The organism is Xenorhabdus hominickii (genome assembly GCF_002632725.1).
GTDB lineage: Bacteria > Pseudomonadota > Gammaproteobacteria > Enterobacterales > Enterobacteriaceae > Xenorhabdus > Xenorhabdus hominickii.
Map to the genome: position 1 here is coordinate 300,723 of NZ_NJAI01000004.1, position 19,899 is coordinate 320,621.

Genomic DNA, 19,899 nt, shown 5'->3' on the forward strand with positions numbered 1-19,899 from the left:
TGTTATCCCTTTTCCCTTACCTTCATTGTTGCTGCATTTTTTTCTGCATTTTCTTCTGCATTTGCGCCAGACGCTGACGCCCATCAGCAATACTGTCCCGATTGATAGCTGAATTTTCCTGCGGCATTCCTACTGAAGGTGATAAGGTTCCACGCTCTTCTTTTTCATTTCCGTTGCAAATAAACCGCGCCAGTTGGTGGATAGTGGAGTGGTTAAGCAAGTCAATAATGGACAAGCGGGTATATCCCAATGTGTGAAGCTTCAAGTGAATACGGGCCAGTAGCAATGAATCGCCGCCCAAATCAAAGAAATTCTCATCACAATCGGGAGACTCCATATCCAAGATCTCCCCCCAAATTTGCTGAATGGTTTGTATGACCGGATCGGACGGGCATTCCCGTTGTAAGTTTTCCTTTTCTGCTTCCGTCGTAGTGGTCAATGCAGCCACCGAGGTAGGATGTGGCAGGTGTTCTATCGCAAGCTTGCCATTTTCTTTCAGCGGCAGAGAAGACAGTGCCTGGAAATAAGTGGGGATCATGTAACGCGGCAGTCTTTCCGACAAATAGCTGCGCAATGCCATAACATCCAGAATTTGTTGGGCACGAAGAACGACATAAGCAGCAATGCGTTTACCGCGGGCTTCTTCAATCACGCGAACCACCGCCCGTTCAACTATCGGGTGTTGGCACAACACGGCTTCTATTTCCTTTGTTTCAATCCGATAACCCAATATCTTGTTCTGGCTGTCAATGCGTCCCAAATATTCAATTTCACCGTCAGGCAAATAGCGTCCCCGATCCCCTGTTTTATACAGGCGGGCAGAGAGGGATGAATCGAATGGATTTTCAATGAACAGCTTTTGATAGAGCTGTTCTTGATTCAGGTAAGTTATTGCCAGACCATCGCCACCAATGTACAACTCACCTACGGTACCGATAGGAACAGGCTGGCGGAAGGCATCCAAAATATAGGCCAGATTACCTGCATTGGGTTTTCCGATGGGAACACTGGTACCTTCATCGCCACGGTAGCAGTAGCTGGTTGTGAACGTGGTATTTTCTGTCGGCCCATAACCATTGATCAGACGTAACTGCGGATAGTGTTTACTGATGCGGGCGGCGTGGGCGGCTGACATTGCTTCACCACCAGAAATAAGCTGCTTCACTGTTTGTAATACTTGTGGGCGCTCATCAACAATCAGATTAAACAGAGAGGCGGTCAGGAACAGACTTTCTACTCCCGAATCATTGATCATCTTTTCTAATTGCGGAATCGAAATGGCCCCCTGCGGATAGATAACGATAGAGCCACCATTTAACAATGGCCCCCAAATCTCCAACGTTGAGGCATCAAAACTGACTGCCGCCAGTTGCAGGAAGCGTCCAAAAGTGTGGAAATCAATATAACTGACATCCTTCACCAAGCGGATAATACCTTTCTGCCCAATCAGTGCCCCTTTTGGCTTGCCCGTGGAGCCTGAGGTATACATGATATAAGCGGGTAAATTGGTGGTCTGGTTATTGGTACTGAGTGTCAGATCCGTGACAGGCATCTGGGCCAATGCTGACTGTTCTGCATCCAGCCAAAGCACCGGGGGCAGGCTCATTTCTGTCAGCGACAGTAGGCTGTTTGTTATCCGTCGGTCAGAAACCAGAAGATGGCATTGGGTATCCTCAATCTGCTCTATCAATCGGGCTGCCGGATCTTCGGTATTCAGTGGCAGATAAACCGCCTCCAGTTTTGCCAAGGCCATAATCGACACAATTAATTCGATACTGCGTCCCAACAATAAAGCGACACGCTGTCCCGGTTTTACACCCTTTTGTGCCAACAAATGCGCCAGTTGGTTGGATTGCTGATGCAACGCCAGATAACTGAGCTGCCGTTCACCCAATTCAACCACACACGCAGAAGGAGAGCGGGCGACCTGTTCCGCAAACAAATCGGCCAGTGTCGCTTGTCCCTGATAGCCGGCTTCGCCATGACTGAAACTCTCAATCAGCCGTTGTTGTGTCACAGGGAGAAAATGGCTGGCACAATGCAATGCCTGTGGTTCTGCCACCATCGACGCAAAGACAGCAGAGTAGCACTCCGCCATATTTGCTACCTGTCCACGGCTTAATTTCGTTTCATCATAATCAATCTGAACCGAGATCTGATCACTTGCCAGCGCCGAAGACAGCGTCAGATGCTGGAAGTGAATATCCAATGTAAAGTGAGTCCCCTCATAAACATCCTGAGTGTGCAGTCTGTCTACCACTTCCAGCCCTATTTCCGGCGCCATCTGATCGTAAATGTGAAAATCGATGTAGTTAAACAACACTTCATCCAGTAGCGGTTGCTGACCAAATTGACGTTGAATCTCCGCCAACGGGTAACGGCGGTAAGGAATTGCTTCGATTTCGTTGGCAAAGACCTGTCGGATCAATTCATTCCATGAAACTGGCGTCAGGATCTGGCGGAATGGCAGAATATTGAGGAACAGGCCATACAGTTTATCCCCTCCTTGTGCTTCAGGGCGACCATTGGCGGTAATCCCCGTCAGGATGTCATTTTCTCCACTGAAAATACTCATGACTTTGATGTGCCCCGTTAACAACAGGCTTTTCATCGGCACGCTAAGCTGCTGCATCAGGTGACGCAATCCCTGATAGATATGGGTATCCAATATCAGGGAGAAGGATTTCAATTTCGGCCGATTGGCGGCAGGCACGCCAGTGTCATCAATCACATCCGTATGTTGTTTGCGGGGCAATTCAAGGATGGTGCAATCATCCAGTTTTTGCGTCCAATAGGCTTTTTGCTGTTCATCTGCAATCGCCGCCTGCTCCAGCGCAATGAAATCACGGTATTCCAGTGATTTTTTATCCGGCGCCTGCCAATTGACTTGGCCTGTCAACGTGGCATAGCGGTTGAACACTTCCACGATCATGGTGTTATAGCTCCAGCCATCGAACACCGGATGACATTCAGTCATCGTGAACTGGAATGAGTTGTCAGTGCGCAGTTGGATAAAGAAACGCAGTAAGGTCGGTTTCAGCAGATCAAAAGGATTCACCCGCTCGGCTTCCAATAGTGCCATCGCCTGATCATCCTGTTCCTCTACCGACAAATGGCGCAGATCTTCCACAACAATGGGTAATTCGGCAAATTCATGCACCAACTGTAGGGGTTCACTGTAATTTTCCATATCAAACGCGGTGCGCAGCACATCGTGGGCCGCCACAGTTTGAGCGGTGGCTTCCCGAAAGGCGCGCTCATCAAATGGCCCATTGATGCGTAGGTGAGAAGTTCCGGTACAGTGATACACATTGGATTCAGGTGAAAGATCCATGTGATAGAACATACCTTCCTGCATCCGGCTGAACGGATAAGCATCGACGATGCCTTTTGTCAGGGCTTCTTTCTCCTCCAGCAGACGCTGGCGATCTGCCTGAGAAATTTGGCTGAATGGTGCGATTTGTTTTACTGGTGGCTGCTCTTCCTGATGGCGCTGATCAATCAAAGCGGCCAGCTCTGCCACTGTCTGGTGCAGGAACAGATCCACCAGCGTCAATGACCAGCCGCGATCTTGAGCTTTGCCCGTCAATTGCACCCCACGCAAGGAATCCCCGCCCAAGGCAAAAAAGTTATCGTGAATGCCAATTTGGGATACTGGTAATGTCTCCTGCCATACGACCAATAACTCAGCTTCTGTGGCATTGCGTGCCTCCTGATATTCACTGGCCAATTGAGGACGCATTTGTTGCGGGGCAGGCAGCGCCTTGCGATCAATCTTGCCATTGCTGGTCAGAGGCAAGGCATCAAGGAAAATAAAGGCAGAGGGCAACATGTAATCCGGCAAGGTACGTTTCAGTTCAACGCGCAATGCCTCAACTGACCATTTTTCCGCAGATGATCCGTTATTCTCACCAGCAACGGTCACAATATAAGCCACCAGACGAGGAGCATGATTATTATCATCTTGGTGAGCAATAACCACCGCTTGTTCTATAAATTCAAGCCGTTTCAGCGCGGTTTCAATCTCCCCCAGTTCAATGCGGAAGCCGCGAATTTTCACTTGATGGTCGGCACGGCCGAGGTATTCAAGCGAACCATCACGACGTAAACGCGCCAAATCACCGCTGCGGTATAACCGTTGCCCTGCTTCTGCCTGCGGGAAAATCTGCCGTTTGTCGATAAAACGCTGAGCGGTCATTTCCGGGCGATTCAAATAGCCTTTAGCGACCCCGGCACCACCCACATACATTTCTCCCACCGCTCCCAACAGTGACAATTTGCCTTGTTCATCCAGCAGGAAAATCTCCAAATCGTCCAGCGCTTCACCAATCGGACTTTTGCCGCCCTGTAAGGCATCTGCCTCCGTAATCCGGCGATAGGTAACATGCACTGTGGTTTCGGTGATGCCATACATGTTGATGATTTCCGGCACTCCGTCCCCATATTTTTTGAACCAGCCCTGCAAATGGGTTGGTTCCAATGCTTCTCCCCCCAGAATCACATAACGCAGTGCCAGCGAATTTTTCGCCTCTTTATGGTGCATTTCACTCAATTGATTGTCTGCCGCCATAAATTGCTGGAAAGCCGAAGGGGTTTGGTTCAGCACGGTTACGCCTTCCTGCTGTACCCATTGATAGAAACGTTCTGGTGTACGACTGACCCAATAGGGCACAATGCTCAGGCGTCCACCGAACAGCAGTGCTCCCCATATTTCCCATACTGAAAAATCAAACGCACAGGAGTGGAACAACGTCCAGACATCATTTTCCGTAAACGTGAAATGGCGTTCACTGGCGCTGAACAGCCGCATAACATTGGCATGGGGAATTTCTACCCCTTTCGGTACGCCGGTAGAGCCTGAGGTATAAATGACATAAGCCAAATGGTCCGGATAACAAGCGATATTGGGGTTATCCAGTGGCATGGTTTGGATAAAGGCTTTTTCGGTATCAATGCAAAGGTAATCCACGCTGTCATGATCAAACAGTGTTTGATATTTCGGTACACCAATCACCAGTTGAACATTGGCATCTTCAACATAAAAACGTACCCGTTGTTCCGCAAGGCTACTGTCAATGGGCAAGTAAGCCAACCCTGCTTTCAGGACGGCCAGAATGGCAACCAGCATCTCTTCGTCCCGCTCCAGACAAAGCCCGATCAAAGGTGATGAAGCTGAGGTTTCCCCCATTTGCTGCATGATTTGCAGAATATAGTGCGACAGTTGATTGGCTCGCTGATTGAGCTGTTCATAGGTCAACATCAATCCATTATCAGCGCTGAGGGCAATAGCCTGTGGGCGGAGCAACACTTGTTGCTCAAACGCTTGATGCAAGGTCTGTGTTACTGGGTAATGGCTCAATTGATGCGGCCATTCATGCAGAAGCCATTGTTTTTCGGCATCATTGATACACTGGTAATCGGCCAGAACGGTTTGAGCATTTTGGGCGATTTCCGCCAATAAGAAGCGGAAATTAGCTTCAAATTGCCTGATGGTTGCTTCATCAAACAGATCAGTGCTGTATTCAAACGCCCCCTGCAATTGTTCCGTACCGTTTTCCAATGACACGTTTTCCATTGATAACGTCAAATCAAACTTGGCGTAATCCCCCGGTAGCGTGAACGGATTGGTTTTTACGCCCTCGAACTGCCAGCTTGACGTACTGGATTCGTTAAAGGAGAACATCACTTGAAACAACGGGGAATAACTCAGGTCACGTTTGGGATTGATGGCTTCCACCAGTTGTTCGAAGCTCACTTGTTGGTGTTCCAGCCCATGGAGTACGGTGTCAAACACCTGATCCTGTAACTTAGCAAAAGTGGCATGGGGATTGAGTTCAATCCGGTAGACCAGTGTATTGACAAAAAAGCCGACAATGCCTTCCAGATCCAATTGCCCGCGCCCGGATACCGGCGATCCCACCGCCAGATCGGTCTGTCCGCTATAGCGGTGCAACAGCAGGTAAAACGCACTGAGCAAAGTGGTGAATACGGTTTTGTTGTTTTGTTGTGCCTGTTTTATCAGCGCGTGGCTCAATTCAGGCGATAACGTGAAGAAATGGGTCTTTCCGCGCAGGCTCAATCGGTTCGGACGCGGATGATCAAACGGCAGGGCGATGGGTTCAACACCAACCAATTTATCCTTCCACCATGTCAGCGATTCACCAAACGCCTGCTCTTCATGCTGTTGGTGCTGCCATTCGGAATAATCAATGTACTGAATGGGCAGTTCCGGCAGTACCGGCGCGTTTTCTTGCCGGCGGGCGTTATAGCAGACAGTCAATTCACGGCTGATGATGCCGGCAGACCAACCATCAGAAATGATGTGGTGCAATACCATCACCAGATAATGACGTTCTGATTCACGACCTTCTGAACCACAGTGATACAGGGTAAAACGCAACAAAGGTGCTTGTTGTAAATCAAATGGCTGCTGGCTGTCTTGCTGCAAACGCAATTTTTGTTGTTCTTCATTTAATCCAGACAGATCAACCGTGACCAACGGTAAGGAGATCGATTCATGGCAACGCTGATAGAGCATGTCGTTTTGATAAATAAAATCTGTGCGGAAGGATTCATGCCTATCCACCATATCGTTGATAGCCTGCTGAAGTGACGGTATATCCAACGTCCCTTCCAGCACCAGCGCAGTCACGATGTGATAACTCGCGGTTTTTTGTTCGAGTTGCTCATGTAACCACAACCGTTTTTGCGCTAAGGATGCTTTGAATTTATATGTGTTTTCCTGCATACGACCTCCGACAAATCCCATTGTTAATTCTCTTTATTTTTCTAGTTGCTGCTTTGCTGGCTGTATTCATTGGTCACCGCGGTGCAACTCGAAATCGATTGAATATAAATTGGTTATAAGTGAGTTTTATTCCTGCCTCCGCACGACACGTTTGATGGTACTGTGACGAACGGGGATTTCCCCTGTAATACGAGAGTCCAATAAATGAGCAAGCTGCGTAATAGTTTGATGTTGCAAAAGTTCAGCCAACGAGATCCTGACTGACAGTTGTTGTTCAATGCGGGCAGCAATGCGTAACGCATGCAATGAATGCCCGCCCAGTGAAAAGAAATTCTGGTTACATCCTATCTGTTCCCGTTGCAGCACTTCACACCAGATATCCCTGAGACGACTTTCCAGTGGGGTTAGGGGCATGTGTAACGCAGGGTTTTCCTGTAATGCATAATTTTTCTGTAACGTATAGCTTTCCTGTTCTGACTTCTGCAAGGCAGCGAAGTATTCCGGCAAACGTGTCAGCAAGGCGTGTTGATCCACCTTACCATTCGTGGTTTGTGGCATTTCATCCAGCAACACAATGGTAGTGGGCAACATATGAGCTGGCAGATGCTGGCTCAGGAAATGCCGTAGGGTTTCCGGTGATGCCTGTTCTTGAGGTAAATGATTTCCCGATTTAAGGGATACACAGGCCACCAACTGCATATCATCCGGCTGGTTGGAATACGAAAGCAGAACACTTTGCCGGACTTGCGGATGCTGCATCAGCAGAGCCTCAATTTCGCCAGGCTCAATGCGATAGCCCCGCAGTTTAATTTGCCGATCACAGCGTCCAAGATAGTGCAATTCGCCATCTGGCAGCGCACATACCCGATCGCCTGTACGATAAATCCGCTGTTCGCCTTGCGGTGTTGGCAGCATGATGAATTTTTCTGTGGTCAGTTCAGGACGGTTCCAGTAACCCCGTGCCACACCCGATCCACCTATGTATAGCTCTCCAGCCATGCCAAAAGGTGTTGGGGATAAATCATCGTTGAGTACAAACAACTGAGTATTGGCGATGGGCAGACCAATCGGCATCATGCCCCGTAAGTCCTGATGTCGGTCAGCTCGATGAACACAGCAACCCACAACGGTTTCTGTCGGGCCATATTCGTTAAATACGCCAATATCCTGCGCATCAGCCAACCATGCTTGTACGGCTTCACAACTGAGAGCTTCGCCCCCTACCACCAGCGCATTCACATGAGATTTCATCGCGGCATCCAGATATTCTCCCAAAATCCCGAGATGAACCGGCGTGATTTTCAGCAAATGCCCGCCCTGTTCTTGCTGTAATGCGGCAACCATCGGCATGATGCCCGTATCATCCTGTACTACGATGAGGCTTCCGCCATGCAATAACGGCAGGTAAAGACTGGTCAGCGTGGCATCAAAACTAACAGAAGAATGGAACAGGCTCTGAGTTTCCGCATTAACCTGATAACGCTCACCCGCATCCGTCAGATAGTTAATCAGGTTGCGGTGTTCAACCATCACGCCTTTCGGCATTCCCGTCGAGCCGGAGGTGTAGATCAGGTAAGCCAGTGTATTGGCATCATCAATCAATGGTGGCAAAGCTGGCATTGGAAGAGATCTCGTCTGCTGATCCAGAGCCAGCACCGCAATCTCAGGTGCAAGGCGATCGGCCAATGCCTGATGCGTCACAACCAAACAACTTTGGCTGTCAGATAACAGATAGGCGACCCGTTCAGCCGGATAAGCGATATCAATCGGCACATAACAGGCTCCCATTCTACTCGCTGCCAGCATTGCAGCGATATAATCCAAACTGCGCGGTAAGTAGAGAGCTATTCTGTCTCCGGCATTAATCTGGCATTGGTGCAGACGATGACAAATCTGTTCGACCTGCTGGGCCAGTTCTGCATAATTGACCTGCCGCTGTCCATCAATCACGGCAATGTGCTGCGGTGTGTTCTGTACCTGACGGGCAAACAGGCTGTATACGTTACCGGCAAAAATCGGCACAATCGGTCCCTGCCATTGCTGCAACAATTGCTGTTTTTCCTGTTCATCCAGCAATGTAATATCAGCAAGTTTTCCTGCCATGTTATGCAGCATCTGGGTCAGGATGCCGATAAAATGCCTTGCCAGACGTGCCACGATCGCGGCGTCGTACAAACCAGTGTCATACACCAATTCACCCCGTAAGCCGTTGGAAAACGCGGTGATCAGTGCCAGTGCATAATTGGTGCTTTCCGCAGCCTGTTCAAATTCAAACAAGCTTTCCTGTGACGCAGGTTTCTGTGGATAGTTTTCAAACACCAGCAAGGTATCAAACGCAGGTAAATCACCGGTTGATTTCAATTCTGCCAGCGAGACATCACTGAACTTTTCATTCTCCCGTTGTTGCTGCTGGATGGCAGTCAGCCAATGGACAACAGGTTGATTGGCGTTAGCAGTGATATGAACAGGCAATGTGCTGATTAACAGCCCAACCATTTTATCGATACCTGCCAGCTCCGCCTGTCGGCCAGATACCGTCATTCCGTACAGGCATTCATTTTGCTGGCTGTATCGTTGTAGCAATAACGCCCACGCCCCTTGGATCAGGGTGCTGATCGTCAGGCGGTGATGACGGCCGGTTGCTGCCAACTGTTCAGAAAGTTCTGCGGATAGCTGAAAAGCGTAACGCTGTTTCAATTGGCTGGCTGACCGGACCGGATGCGCGGCTGGCAGTGGGGTTGCTACATTGACAGCCGCCAACTGTGCCTGCCAGTAGTCGAAGCATGATTTGCGGTTCTGTTGCTGCCAGCGAATAAATGATTTAAATGCCGGTGCGGGTGGCAGAGCATCATTTGAACGGTGATAAAGTGATTCGACGGTCGTCAGCATCAGTCTGACTGACCAGCCATCCAGAATGGCATGATGGTGGCTGAACAACAGTTGCGCTTCTCCATCAGGCAATTGCAGCACCGTGATACGGTATAGAGCACCGTGATCCAGTGTGAATTCTTCTGCCAAATCCTCTGTCAACCGTTGCAGACATAGTTGTTCTGCTTCGATGGGGTCGTGATGACGCAGATCATGCTGCCGCCACACCAGCGTCTGGTGAGGCAGGACAATCTGTACTGGCTCAGTGGTCAGGCTCAACTCAAAGCGGCTACGCAAGACAGGATAGTAATCAACCGCCTGCTGCCATGCCTGCTGCAAACGGGCAATGTCCACATTCCGGGGCAAGCCAAAACACAATTGTTCGTGATACAGCCCGCATCCCTGTTCTGCCATTGAGTGGAATACCATCCCCTCTTGGGTGTATGTCAAGGGATAGATATCGTCCATCACGCCATAACGCTGCTGCAATTGGTACAACGTTTCTGCATTCAGGCAGGCAAGCGGAAAATCGGAAGGTGTGTAAGTGGTCTGAGGCTGTGCCATGCAATGTTCAGTCAGTTGAACAATCTGCTCTTTCATTGCCATTGCCAGTCCATTGATTGTGTCATGTCGATAGCATTGACGGTTGTACGTCCACTCTATCTGCAATTGTCCTTCATCGATGTAACAATCTACCGCCAACGCATGCGACCTTGAATTATCCGCGGCATAACGATGTTCTAACACCATGTCTGCCACTCCGCTCAATGGTGTTTGGTGGAATGTGCGGGTAAATTGCCCAAGATAGTTGAAACAGATATCTGCTGGTGGGATAACGGGTAGCTGACTATGTGATGCAGAGAAGGCGCACAAAGCACCATAACCGGTTCCACTATAAGGCACCTGACGTACGGCTTCTTTCACCCGCTGGATTAACTGATCTGGCGGGCAGGATGCGGGCAAATTCAGCAACAACGGATAAATGGTCGTGAACCAGCCCACTGTCCGGCTGACATCCACGGTTTCATGCAGACTTTCCCGTCCGTGCCCTTCCATATCCACGTGCAATAATTCAGAGCCACTCCAGCGTTGCAACGTTGTCACCAATGCCGCCAATAATAAATCCCCGACGTGGGTGCGGTATGCCCGTCCTGTGTGCTGAACCAGTGCAGTAGTGGCGGCAATATCCAACGACAACCGATAATTGGCGGAATCTTTCACTAAACCGGGAACAGGTTTATCCCCCGTGTCACACGGCAATGCAGGGGCAGTTTGGCTCAATTCTTGCTGCCCTTTTTGTTTCCAGAAATTTTGTTTCCAGAAATGACGCTCATCTTGTGCCTGTTCAGATTGGGCATAATGGGCAAGGTGAGATGACCATTCAATCAAAGACGCACTTTTCATCATCAGGCGGGGCGTTTCTTTAGCTAACAATGTGCGGTAGTAGTGACTTAAATCGTCCGTCAGAATGCGCCACGACACACCATCCACCACTAAATGGTGTATGGTCAACAGCAGATAATCCCCTTCCGCCGTAGTGAAATGTGTGGCCGTAAACAAAGGGCCATGTTCAATATTCAGTTGTTCCTGCCGTTGGGCAACCGCCTGAGCCAACGTTTCATTCGCTGGGTTTTCCGCTATCTGGCCTTGTGTTATTTGAACATGTTCTATCGGCCATGTGGTAACAGGTTCCCCAATGTGTGCCAGTTCTCCGTCCTGCGGGAAGCGGGAACGCAGTCCGTCATGCTGGTTGACCACCAGAGCCAGCGCTTGTGCCAGCAGTGACAGATCAGTTCCGGCTTCCAGCGTATATAGATAAGACTGGTTGTAGTGATGCGGATTGGCATGGTGATGAGCAAAGAACCAGCGCTGAATCGGCAACAGTGCATATTCGCCTTGTACCGGTTGGGTTTTGTCCTCACCAGCGACCCTCGGTGTTAGCACTGCGGCCAATGCGGCAATGGTGGGATAGTCAAACAGCATTTTGGGTGTGATCTGCAATCCCATTTCCCGCACTTTAAACACAATTTGCAGGCTGAGAATGGAATCGCCCCCCAAGGCAAAGAAATCATCATCAATGCCCAGATTGTCCTGATCCAATACATGTTGCCAAATGTTGGTCAACTGTCTTTCTAATGAGGTGACAGGTGCCCGATGGAGAGCATGACGAGAGTTTACGCTCAGCGGGATCTGTGCCAATCTCTTGCGGTCTATTTTGCCATTATCTGTCAGTGGCAATGTTTCCTGTAAGATCCATTGAGTCGGGCACATATGTGCCGGCAGTCGTTGCATCAATGCCTGCCGCACATTGTCTATATCCCTTTCTATGTCTCTTTCCATGTCCAGAGCCGGCGTTTTCATTACCAGATAAGCAACCAGATGTGGACGCCCGTGGATATCCCGCATTCCCACCGCCGCTTGCGCAACATCCTGACAAGCCACAAGCTGTGCTTCCACTTCTTCCAGTTCAATCCGGTAGCCATGCAGTTTGATTTGCTGATCTTTGCGGCCTAAGAATAATAAGTTGCCGTCGGGCAAGTAACGGGCCAAATCGCCGGTGCGGTACAGTTTGGCATGTGGTGATGTTGAGAACGGATCGGCAATAAACCGGCTGGCCGTCATCTCAGGGAGATTGAAATAGCCCAAAGCAACGCCTGTTCCGCCAATGTACAGCTCACCCACCGAGCCAAAAGGCACTAATTGCTGACACTCATCCAACAGGTAAAGTTGGGTGTTGGCGATGGGGTGCCCAATAGGTAACACGCCATCTCCTTCAATATCACCGGCTAGGACGTCATAAATAGCACAACCGACCGTGGTTTCCGTCGGGCCATATTCATTGATGATCCTGACCTGAGGTGCATGTTGCCGCCAGAAACGCAAAGCACTGCCAGACAGGCTTTCGCCTCCAATCACCAGCAAGGGGATCCGGGCTGCACTGTCCGGTGGCAACTGCTGACTCAACAACTCCAGATGGGCGGGTGTGATTTTCGCCATCGCCAAATCAGGCAATTGCTGCCACGCCTGTACTAATGCGGAAATATCATCCCCTTCAGGCAGGATAAACAGGGTTTGACCTTGTAACAGCGGCAGGAACAGGCTGGTAATAGTGGCATCAAACGAGATGGAGGCGTGGAGGGTGTTCCCTTGTCTGTCCGGATTACCATAATGCTCACACGCATGTTGCAGGTAATTGACCAATCCACGATGTGGAATAATGACGCCTTTCGGCCGGCCGGTAGAGCCGGAGGTATAAAGAATATAGGCCGGTTGTTCCAGTGATATTTCAATATCAGGATTATCAACGTCAGCAAAATTAATAGCATCAGCAAGGTTGTCTGCCTGTTGCCACTCTGCCAGCAATAGGATGTCATCTTGTGACAGAGCCAATCTGGCAGCCTGTTCAGGAGTCGTAATAACCCGTGCAACCTGTGCATCTTCCAGCATGAAACGGGCACGCTCCACCGGATAGGCCGTATCAACCGGCACATAGGCTGCACCGGTTTTCAGCACTGCCAATATTGCCATGACCAACATGGCTGAGCGCGGCAGACAGATCCCTACCCGTGAGCCAGTGCCAATTCCCTGCGCCAATAGCTCCCTCGCCAGCCGGTTAGTCTGCCGGTTGAATTGCTCATAACTGAATTGCTCATAACTGAAAACCGGCCCTGAGCCATCGTTATCGCTCAAGCTGTGTAATTCACGCAAGGCGGTAGCCTGCGGTGTTTGTCTCACCTGTTGTTCGAACCATTGGTGTACCGCTGGATGTAGCAGTGGCTTCCCTGTGGCATTCAATTCGCTGACCTGCTGCTGGCGCTCTGGCGGCAACAACATGTTCAGTTGATAGATGGGATGATCAGGTGTAATGCACAGGCTGTCCAACAATTGGGCATAATGCGCCGCCAACTGCGCCATCGTTTCCGCTGCAAAGCATGTCTCACGGTATTCGATCAGCAATTGCAGTTTGTCTGCCTTTTCCTGCACAAACAGGGTTAAGTCAAATTTGGCTTCCTGATTGTCGACTGACTGACTGTCGATGGAATGTGTATGGTGTGATAAACCAGTCTGTGGCTGGAACGCATTGAACACAAACATGATCCGGAACAGAGGTGACAGTGAACGTTTCCCTGTGGGCAGAACGGCATCCACAACCTGCTCAAACGGAACATCTTTATTGGCCATGCCCTGCATCAATGTCTGTGCGCTGTTTGCCAGAAATTCAGTGAACGGCAATCTGATATCCACGCTCTGGCGCAGAGCCAGTGTGTTAAGCAACAAGCCCATCACTGACTGCAATTCTGGTTTGTCACGCAGGGAAACCGGTATTCCTATAACAATATCGCCTGTTGGCTCACCTTCACTGCTGTAACGCTGCAATAAGATCTGGAACGCCGCCAGCAATAGGCTGAACAGTGTTGTATCCTGCTGTTGGGCCAGATGGCGTAAAGCTGCGGTGTGTTTGGCAGATAACGGCAAGTAGTGATAAGCCGCTTTTGTTGCTTCTTCCGCTATGCCTTCCACTGTGCCTTCCACGACGGAACGCTGCTGGGGCAATGTGACCACTGGCGGCAAAGAGTGATAAAGCTGCTGCCAGTAATCCAACTGGGCACGCCATGTTTGTTGCCCTTCCGCGCTGCGTTCCCATGCGGCAAATTGCAGGTAACTGGGCGCAGGGGTCTGTGGGGCGCTTTCTCCCAACTGATAAAGTGACATCAACTCGTCATCAAGTTGCGCCAGAGATTGTTCATCAACCAGAATATGATGCACACAGAAAATCAACGCGGTTCCTTGTTGTGCATCCGTCACCAACAACACACGATACAGCGGCTGTTCAATCAGCCGGAACGGTGTTGTCATCATCTTGGTTGCCCGTTGCTGCAACTGCTGCTGCCATTCCTGCTCATCCTGCACTGCAATCATTTCATGGGGGCAGTGGAACGGCTGATCACTGCAATATTGCCGTGGTGTCGTTCCTTCCATCCGCAAACGCAGATCCAGGCAGGGATGGCGGCGGAACAATAAAGTGACGCTCTCCCGCATCCGTTCGGCATCCACCTTACCTGTGAAGCTTTTGATATTGGTAATGTGATAGTAAGTACTGTCAGGGTAGAGCTGACTGAGGAACCACATCCGCTGCTGGGCAAAACTCAACGGCGCATCATGGACGGCTGGCAAATTCAGTAAAGTTGAGTGGGCTGCCGGAACAGCGCGTTCAGCCAATTTCATCGGGGTTCGGTAGATAAAAATGTCACTGACTTTGAAATTCAGTTGGTACTGTCTGGCGAGGCTCGCCACCATTTTAGCCGCCAGCAGGGAGTGTCCGCCAACGGCAAAAAATGACGTATTACGGCCAATGGCCTGATATCCCAATACGTTCTGCCAGACTTGGATAATTGCCTGCTCGGTCTCGTTACGGGCAGGTTCCACTACGGTTTCGTCTGTCTGCCGTTCTGGTTTCGGGAAACCTTTTCTGTCAACTTTGTTATTGGGCAGACGGGGAAATTCATTCAGAAAGACGTAACAGGAAGGACGCATAAATTCTGGCAAGGCGTCACCCAAATGCAGTTCAATCTGCGCTGAGTCAAGAGTCGTCTCAGGTTGAATCAGCACATAGGCCACAATGGCGCTGGCGTTCAGATAATCTTGCCGCACCATTGCCACAGCGTCAGAAATGGCCGGATGGCGGCGCAAGGCGCTTTCAATTTCCCCCAGTTCGACACGGTAACCCCGAATTTTTATTTGCTGGTCAATGCGTCCCAGATAATCGATATTACCGTCCGCCTGATAGCGAGCCAGATCCCCTGTGCGGTAAAGTCGGGCATCAGGAAGAGAGCTGAACGGATCGGGAATGAAACTGCGCTCTGTCAGTTCAAGCCGATGAAGATATCCGGTTGCTACACCCACACCACCGATGCATAACTCTCCTGCCACACCAATCGGCAGAGGTGCACCGTATTCATCCAAGATCCAGATTTGGGAATTGGGGATCGGACGGCCAATATGGATATGGCTGTCATCAACTGTCAATTCGGCATGAGTTGTGCCGACGGTTGCTTCCGTTGGGCCATACGAGTTGATAAACCGACGGTTTTTACCCCATTTGCGTAGCAGATCTACCCCACACGCTTCCCCCGCCACTATCATCACCTGCAAATCCGGTAAATCTGCATCAGGCAATGCCGCCAACGCCGAAGCCGGTAATGTGACATGAGTGACACGCCGTGTAATAAGCTGCTCCAGCAGATCCGGCCCCGGCATCACGGCAAGGCGTGGTGCCATCAGCAAGGCACTGCCGGAGCAAAGTGCCATCAAGATTTCCCAGATGGAGGTATCAAAACTGAAAGAAGCAAACTGGAGTACCCGACTTTCCGCAGGCAATGCCAGAAATTCAACGGCGGACTCTGCCAGATTACACGCGCCCCGGTGACGGATAGGAACGCCTTTGGGCTTACCGGTTGAGCCGGAGGTATAAATAATATAGGCGGTGTTCTCTGCCTGAATATTGATTTTCGGGTTTTCAACACTGACACCCGCCAATTGTGGCATCAGGCGTTCAAGGGAGAACCGAGGCACATCGCAATCCTGATAACGCGCTATAAACTTATCTTGTGTTACCAACAGGTGCAAGCCAGCATTCTCAATAACATAACGGCTGCGCTCCAGCGGATAATCAGGATCGATGGGAACATAAACTCCACCAGCTTTCAGGATAGCCAGAAAACAGACCACCAGCTCCAGTGAACGCTCAACACTCAGCCCGACACAAATTTCCGGCCCTACCCCCTGTTGGATCAGGAAATGGGCCAGTTGGTTGGCTCGCTGGTTCAACTCAGCATAAGTCAGGGATTGTTGGCCGAATTCTACGGCAACCGCGTTCGGCACGCGTTGTACCTGACGCTCGATAAGCTGGTGAATACCGACATTATCGCTGAACGGCTGTTCGGTTTGGTTCCATTCTGCCAGTTGCTGCCACTGAGCCTGACTAAGCAGGGAAATGCGCCCGATGGCGTGTTGTGGTTGGTTAAACAATTGCGGTAAAAAGTGGCAGAAGTTTTCTACCATGCAGGAAACAGTTTCCGGCAGGAAATGATCACTGGAATACTCGAATATGCCCCGCAATTCACCTTCCTCACGCCACATTTCCAGCGCCAGTTCATATTTGGCGATTTGGATATCCCACTGGAGTAACGGGGAAAGTTGTACTGAGCCAATCCGTTTGCCGGTAACCGGCATATTCTGATAAGCAAATAGAGTCTGGAACAGGGGAGAGATCCCCGGATGATGGTGATCTTCCCCGCTATCCTGCAATAAGGGCAGTAATTGACTAAAAGGCATATCCTGATGTGCAAGGGCATCAATAAAGGTGGATTTAGCCTGTGCCAACAATTGTTCGAACGATTGGCTGAGATCTATCTGATTGCGTATTACCAATAAGTTGAGCAACAAACCAACAGGATGCTGATCCTGGCTATGTTTTTCCTGACTAAAATAGTGACGGTTGGAAACCGGTGTACCCAACAGAATATCGCTTTGACGTGAATAACGGGCTAAAAACGCCATAAATCCGGCTTGTAAAACCAAGTAAGGTGTCACGCCATGCTGATAGGCCAGTGCATCAACCTGATCATGGAATGCGGCCGGCAGTCTGAGCGGTAAACGTTCTCCCTGATAGCTGCGCGAAGTCGGTGCAGGAAAATCATAAGGTAATTGTAGCAGCGGCAGCGGCCCCGCTAATTGGCGTTGCCAATATTGACGGGCCGCCATACCCATTGCTCCGCTGACTCTTTGGTGCTGAACACGGGCATGTTCCCGCTGACCATAGCGTGCAGGCCGGATATCGAGTAATTCTCCCGCTTGCAACAAGCTGTAATTTTCCAGCAAGACATCCCATAGCTGTTTCACAGACTCTTCATCGGCAATCAAGTGATGAAAAACCAGCACCATCTGGTGAGTATGTGGTCGAAGTGTCAGCACGGCCATGCGCACCAATGGCGGTTGGGCTAATTCAAAAGGTAAGGCGGCAAATTGGCTGATGATGTTTTCGACTTGTGATTGGGCCTGTGTGCCATATCGGCTGAGATCTTGCCAGATGATATTGGCAGACACACACTCAGTCATTTCTGTCACATCTGCCACCTGCGCAATCACTTCGCCGTCTTCGGTCAAAAATCCGGTTCTCAATACGTCATAACGGGCAAGCAGGGCAGCAAAAGCCTGTTGCAGCCGGTCGTGATCCAGTGATCCCTGCCATTGGGAAACATAGGCCATGTTGTAGAGTGAACGGGATGCGGCGGTTTGTTGGATCAGGTAAATGCCTTGTTGTTCATAGCTGACACTGTGTTGGTTTGCCTCCGATGCCCTCTCTGCTGCTGATATGCCGGTTTCTTCTGAGGGAATATCGGCAAGGTTTAGCATGGAGGCACACTGTGCAAGTATCGGTTGTCGGAACAGTTCACTGAAATTCAGATTCAGTCCCATCTGTTCCCGTACCTGAGCGATCATGCGGATCGCCTGTAAGGAATCGCCCCCTAAAGCAAAAAAACTGTCGTCACGGCTGATATGTTCAATGTGTAATAACGATTGCCAGATAGCGGCCAGTTTTATTTCCCGTTCCCCTTGTGGGGCGGCGGCGGTATCGTGATGATTGCGGTGCGTCTGCTTGATAGCAGGTGCTTGCAGTGCCTTGCGATCAATTTTGCCATTGGGCAGAATCGGGAACAAAGGCAGGAATTGGTAGTCGGCTGGCCGCATTGCAGCCGCCAGTTTGGGCGTTAAATAGATATTTAATGTTTTCGCCGTCACGGCCATTTTCGGTGCCAAACGGATAAATGCCACTAACCGGATGCCCTGCGGCTGTTCGAATGCCTGTACCACAGCTTGTTGTACAGCTGGATGTTGCTCAAGTAAGCTCTCAATCTCTGCCGTTTCTAATCGCTGTCCATTGATTTTGACCTGAAAATCGTTGCGGCCAAGCAGGGTTAAATTTCCCTGTTCATCAATGCGCCCTAAATCTCCCGTACGGTAAACCGGCAGCCCCGCCAATTCCCCTTTTTGCAGCGTCAGGAAGCGTGAATTGTTTTCCGTTGTTGATAACTGGGTTTTAGGTGACGAAAGGTATCCGGCACTCATAAAAGAAGTGCCGATCCATACTTCCCCGATGCTTCCCTCAGGAACCGTTTCGCCCTGTTCATCCACGACAAGAATGGTTGTATCGTCTATCGGTTTGCCAGCGGGGACCAAAGGACGTTCTGAATCTTGTTCGGTGACACGATGATAAACTTGTGCCAGTGTGGCCTCTGTCGCACCATACAAGTTGATCAACTGAGTATGCTTAAGTTGGTGTCGGTAAAACAGTTTCACCATCGGCCCTTTCAACATCTCTCCCGACAACAATACATAACGCAGAGATCGCAGGTCACGGCTGGCTTGTGGGCATTCCAGCAAAATCTGAAACAGTGAGGGGATAAGATGGGTAATGCTGATCTGCTGATCGTATATCCAACCCAGCAATTCCTGTGGGGCATAGCGGATATCATGTGCTGGCGGAACGCACAATGTTGCCCCGTTCAACAGGGGCAACAATAAATCACGCAGGAAAGGATCGAACATCTGTGTTGTCAGCAAACTGACTTTATCGGCGGGAGTCACATTCAATTCACGGCTTTCCCAGCGAATAAAATGTAGTAAGCTGTCTCCCCGTCCCAATACCGCTTTCGGCTGTCCGGTGGAGCCGGATGTAAAGTAGACATAGGCCAGTGCTTTATCAGCATCAGCCTTAACCTCAACCTCAACCTCAGCACCAGCGCGATGATTCTGGCAGCTGGCGGATAAAGCCGCTTCCTGCCGTAAATCGTCCACCGGTATAAAACCGTCTGCCTGTAGATCATCAATCAGTACCAGCTTGTGATCCCCTTGCAGATGTTCAACCAGTGGCAACCATTGACGACAGGTGATGATAGTGGCTCCACGGAACTGCGCCAGCAACGAGGCAAGGCGCTGTTCCGGTAGATTAGGAGACAATGGAACGAACGCTTTCCCTGCTTTCATGATGGCTAATGCCGCTGTTACCAGAGAAATGCTCTCTTCCATCAAGGTCATGACAAACTGGCTATCAGCTTGATGAAGCAACGTGAGACTGAGTGCCGTGACGTGCTTTGACAAAGAGCGGTAAGTCAAACTTTCGTTGCCCTGTGTAACGGCGATATTCTCAGGGAAACGTCTGACGATTTGCTCAAATTCCTGCTCAAATGTCTGCTCAAATACGGTTGAAATCACCATTAGCC

General features: G+C 50.2%; 2 protein-coding genes. Both read right to left on the minus strand.

Annotated elements, in window-relative coordinates; genetic code table 11:
- Positions 1-22: 22 nt before the first annotated feature.
- Positions 23-6,769 carry a non-ribosomal peptide synthetase gene (locus Xhom_RS13765; RefSeq protein WP_069315176.1) on the minus strand — a complete coding sequence of 2,249 codons (6,747 nt, stop codon included), beginning with the start codon at positions 6,767-6,769 and terminating at the stop codon, positions 23-25.
- A gap of 105 nt (positions 6,770-6,874) precedes the next feature.
- Complete coding sequence (locus tag Xhom_RS13770; protein WP_069315175.1) at positions 6,875-19,894, minus strand: non-ribosomal peptide synthetase; 13,020 nt, start codon at positions 19,892-19,894, stop codon at positions 6,875-6,877.
- Positions 19,895-19,899: the final 5 nt, after the last annotated feature.

Coding starts and splice junctions, on each gene's coding strand:
- Xhom_RS13770 (WP_069315175.1), bottom strand. CDS start 19,894: ATGGTGATTTCAACCGTATTTGAGCAGACATTTGAGCAGGAATTTGAG.
- Xhom_RS13765 (WP_069315176.1), bottom strand. CDS start 6,769: ATGGGATTTGTCGGAGGTCGTATGCAGGAAAACACATATAAATTCAAA.